Genomic DNA, 2020 nt, shown 5'->3' on the forward strand with positions numbered 1-2020 from the left:
TCGGCCCGTACGGCGGCGAGCGTACGGCCTGCCAGGCTGACGGCCGCCGCGAGGTCCAGGCGGGGGTCGACAGCGGGGGAGGGAGTACCGGAGGGAGTACCGGAGGGAACTGCGGAGGGAGCTTCGGAGGGAGCGGTGGTGGCGGCTTCGGTGGGCCGGGTGATTGCGTTCATGACGTCATCCTGTGACCTGAACTGGCCACCTTCTGGCCAGTTTTCCGAGGAGAATCTCCTTCATGAGAATCGAGCGGAACGAGCCGTGAGGGCCGACCGTCTGGTGGCGGCCCTGCTGTTCCTCCAGGAACGCGGCCGCGTCACCGTCCCCGAACTGGCCGCCGAACTGGAGGTGTCCGAGCGCACCGCGCGCCGCGACCTGGAGGCCCTGGCCGCCTCCGGCATCCCCGTCTACTCGCAGCGCGGCAGAGGCGGCGGATGGTCCCTGATCGGAGGCGCCCGCACCAACCTCACCGGGCTCGGCGCCGACGAGATCAGGGCGCTGTTCTTCGCCACGGGGCCTCTGACGGCCACCCCCGAACTGCGCGCCACCCTGCGCAAACTGGTCCGGGCCCTGCCCGCGACGCTCCGCGCGGACGCCGAGGCCGCCGCCCGCTCCGGAGTCACCGACGGCACGGACTGGTCCCGCAACGCCGTCACGGCCGACGCCGCCCATCGCTCGGCGCTCCAGCGGGCCGTCGTGGACGGGACCCGGGTCCGCCTGGGGTACGCGGGCGTCGGCAAAGCGGCCGGTGAGCGGGTGATCGATCCGCTCGGCCTCGTCGCCAAGGCGGGGACCGACTACCTGGTGGCCGGCACGGCGAAGGGCCTGCGCACCTTCCGGCTCAGCCGCGTCCTGTCCGTCGAGCCGACCGGCGAGGCCGTCGTCCGGCCTCCGGACTTCGACCTTGCCACCGCCTGGCGGACGCTGGCCGAGGCGTTCGAGGACGGTATGTACGCCGTCACCGCGCGGGCCCGCGTCGATCCCGAAGCGCTACCCCTGCTGCAACGCCTCCTCGGCGGCCGGGTGAGGGTCGGCAGCCGACTGCCCGACGGCTGGACGGAAGTGTGGGTCGACGGCCCGGCCCCGAAGGCCATCGCCGCCAACCTGTCCGGGCTCGGCGCGCGACTCGAAGTCCTGGAACCACCCGAGGTCCGGGACGTGCTGGCCGGCCTCGGCGCCGAACTGACGGCCACCTTCGGCCGCCCGGGTCCCGGCCGGCGGCCTCAGTAGCCGATGGTGAACCGCTTGCCGGCATGGGCGTCCCGCTCGATCTCGTCGACGAGGGCGACCGCGTAGTCCTCCACCGAGATCCGGCTCTCGCCCGCATCGTCCACGATCAGGTTGTCGAGCCCCAGGCGGTACGTACCCGTGCGCTCACCCGGCTCCACCCGCGCGGGCGGGCTCAGGCAGGTCCAGCGCACCTCGTCGACCGGTACGGTGAGCAGGAAGTCGAGGGCCTCCCCGTGGGCGTGCATCACGGCCAGCACCGGCTCGGGGATGCCCGCCTGGTCCCAGACCATCGGACCGGCGGGCGTGCGCAACGAGCCCGCCCCGCCGACCGTGATCAGCCGCGGCCGGGGCGTGTCCGCGCCGAGCGACTGCACCCCGCCGATCAGAGACTTCACCGCCGCCACGAGCGCCCCGGCCTCACCGTCCCCGGGGCGGAACGCGCTGACCACCAGATCCTGACCGGCGGCCGCCCCGGCCACGGACGCCGGGTCGAGGACGTCGCCGCGCACCACCGAGGCCGCCCCCGGGTCGGTGAGCTTCGCGGGGTCGTGGACGACCGCCGTCACCTGGTGGCCGCGGTCGAGTGCCTCGTGCAGCACCCGGCTGCCGATGGTGCCCGTCGCGCCGAACAGGGCGATCTTCGACATGGCCGCTCCTTCGCGGGTCTGGGCCCCGGTCGGGCCCCGCCCCGCCATCCAAGCGAATCCGGCCGCCGCGCCCCGGCAGCCGTGCCGGGGCCACTCGGATGATCCAGGGGCGCGGATACTCCCTAGAGTGCCGTGGCCGGAAAGGT

2 protein-coding genes are annotated in these 2020 nt (G+C 74.0%); one reads left to right on the plus strand and one right to left on the minus strand.

Going from position 1 to position 2020, the window contains the following annotated elements:
- Positions 1 to 258 precede the first annotated feature (258 nt).
- Positions 259 to 1227: a YafY family protein gene (locus J7I97_RS32875; protein WP_214942517.1), complete on the plus strand. Its 969-nt coding sequence runs from the start codon at positions 259 to 261 to the stop codon at positions 1225 to 1227.
- Here the strand turns inward: J7I97_RS32875 and J7I97_RS32880 are convergent.
- Positions 1221 to 1874, minus strand: a complete 654-nt coding sequence (locus tag J7I97_RS32880) for an NAD(P)-dependent oxidoreductase (protein ID WP_214942520.1) — start codon at positions 1872 to 1874, stop codon at positions 1221 to 1223. The two genes, J7I97_RS32875 and J7I97_RS32880, sit on opposite strands and share 7 nt — an antisense overlap.
- Positions 1875 to 2020: the final 146 nt, after the last annotated feature.

The organism is Streptomyces sp. ISL-87 (genome assembly GCF_018614095.1).
Lineage (GTDB): Bacteria > Actinomycetota > Actinomycetes > Streptomycetales > Streptomycetaceae > Streptomyces.

What these genes read in the sequence shown, in the direction of transcription:
- J7I97_RS32880 (WP_214942520.1), bottom strand. Translation starts at nt 1,874, where the DNA reads ATGTCGAAGATCGCCCTGTTCGGCGCGACGGGCACCATCGGCAGCCGG.